Here is a 1,704-nt window from a genome sequence, read left to right as displayed (position 1 = left end):
TCGTTTATTGACCACGCATTTTTTGGGCTAAAGCTTTGGTTCGTGCTTTAAATTCTTCTATTTCACGTCTTTCTGCCGCTTTTTCTTCTGCTTGTTGAATCATTGCGGCGGCTTGCATTTGAAGGACTTGTGTTTGGAGTTTTGCTTGTATCGCTTCTAGTTGTGCTTGAATGCCTTGAATTTTACCCGCATCTTCAGTACTTCCAAGTTCGTCAAGAAGCTTGGTAATGTTTTTTTGTGTTTCACTGGCTTCTTCGTAGACGTCTTGGCCTTTTGCCGCTTCTCCTACTATGCGCTGTTCAGCTTTTTTCACTTCTTGTGCGTAAAAAGCATCTACTGCCTCTTTTGAGTCTGCGCCCCCCGCGGGCTCTTTGTATTTAAGTTCTTCTTGCCATTTTTGCGTGTTTTTGCTGCCGCCGCCACCGCCACCGCCGCCACCACTGCCCATTGATTGTTGAAAGTGGTTGAAATCTGAAGGAAGGGCGCCACTGCTCCCTTGCTTGTTAAACATCTCTTTCAATCCCGAAATGTCAGGCTTGACATTTAAGGAGTTATATAACTGTTTCGCTTGATCGAGTTGGCTCTTTAATTGCTCAAGCTGTTGTGCACCTTGTTGAATTTGTTCTTGCAACTTGTTAAGCTGTTGTTGGCCTTGTTGAACTTGTTTAATCATTTGTCCAAAAGCCTTGGGATCAAATACAATACCGCCAAAACCAAATGAATTGGTTGTTAAACCAAAAGAAATTGCGCAAAGAGCTGTTGCCAATAAAAGTTTTTTCATTGCTTTGACCTTTCTTGAAAAATAGGAAGCCATTTTTCTGGAGATTGTCCAACTTCATCCATAATGGTCTCTAGGAGTTCAATATTCTTGGTGGTGCCACTTAAAATGGCTATTTCATCATCAAAGCCGCGTAAATTTAGCTCTGCTACAACAGAACTTTGTCCTTGTTTGATGAGAAAACGCCGTGACTCACGGCTTAATTCTGATTGTATCAGGTTAAATTCTCTGTCTGATAATTTAAAACCTTCTACATAATCCCCATGATTGCCCTTTTGATTGGGAAAATAAATTTGTGTTGGGCATTGCTCTATAATGGTGTGAGCAATGGTCGAATTGATCGCATCTTTGGGAGATTGCGTTGCAAACAACATCAAACCATTTTGTTTACGGATAGTTTTCAGCCTGTCTTGCGCAAAGGCTTTAAAGGAATCATCCTCTAAGGCTTTCCAAAACTCATCAATGACAATGATAATACGACGTCCATCAATCAGAGACAAAATCCTATGAAAAAGATACATCATTAAGGGGGGACGAATTTCATTATTGTCTAAAAAATCCGTCATGTCATAACCAATAAATTTTGCATCAATGCCAATGTCGTCATCAGGATTGTCAAAAACCCACCCTAAGGCATTGCCTTTACACCATCTTTCTAAACGACCCGCTATCCCCTCCCTGTGCGTGGTGTCAAAAAACATTTGTAAGGCCGATATTGTCCGTTGTTCTTTTGGCAACAAGGCAAGTTGGTCAACAGCCGCCGTGATATCTTGTCTTTCTGATTCACTGATCTTTTGATCTTCAGACGAAACAAGCTTTATAATCCATTGGCGTAAAAAAACTCTATCTGCTGGATTGTTATAGTCTAAGCCTTTTAGCGGTGCTATGCCTGTCGGTCTACCATTCTTCAAGGGCATATAAGTGCC

At 41.1% G+C, this 1,704-nt stretch carries 1 protein-coding gene and 1 pseudogene; both read right to left on the bottom strand.

What is annotated here, in order from left to right; genetic code table 11:
* Positions 1-4: 4 nt before the first annotated feature.
* Positions 5-781, bottom strand: coding sequence for a type IV secretion system protein (locus ACFIL3_RS08630; protein WP_375682085.1), 777 nt, complete (start codon positions 779-781; stop codon positions 5-7).
* Positions 778-1,704: pseudogene (locus ACFIL3_RS08625) on the bottom strand (transporter); the annotation flags it as partial. The gene ACFIL3_RS08630 and the pseudogene ACFIL3_RS08625, both read right to left, overlap by 4 nt.

It is taken from the genome of Bartonella sp. CE47NXGY (assembly GCF_042195415.1).
Lineage (GTDB): Bacteria > Pseudomonadota > Alphaproteobacteria > Rhizobiales > Rhizobiaceae > Bartonella.
Note: the sequence above shows the minus strand (reverse complement) of the source record. Positions and strands in the feature narration are given on the sequence as shown.

Excerpts from the sequence above, each read along its gene's own strand:
- ACFIL3_RS08630 (WP_375682085.1), bottom strand. The coding sequence starts at position 781 with ATGAAAAAACTTTTATTGGCAACAGCTCTTTGCGCAATTTCTTTTGGT.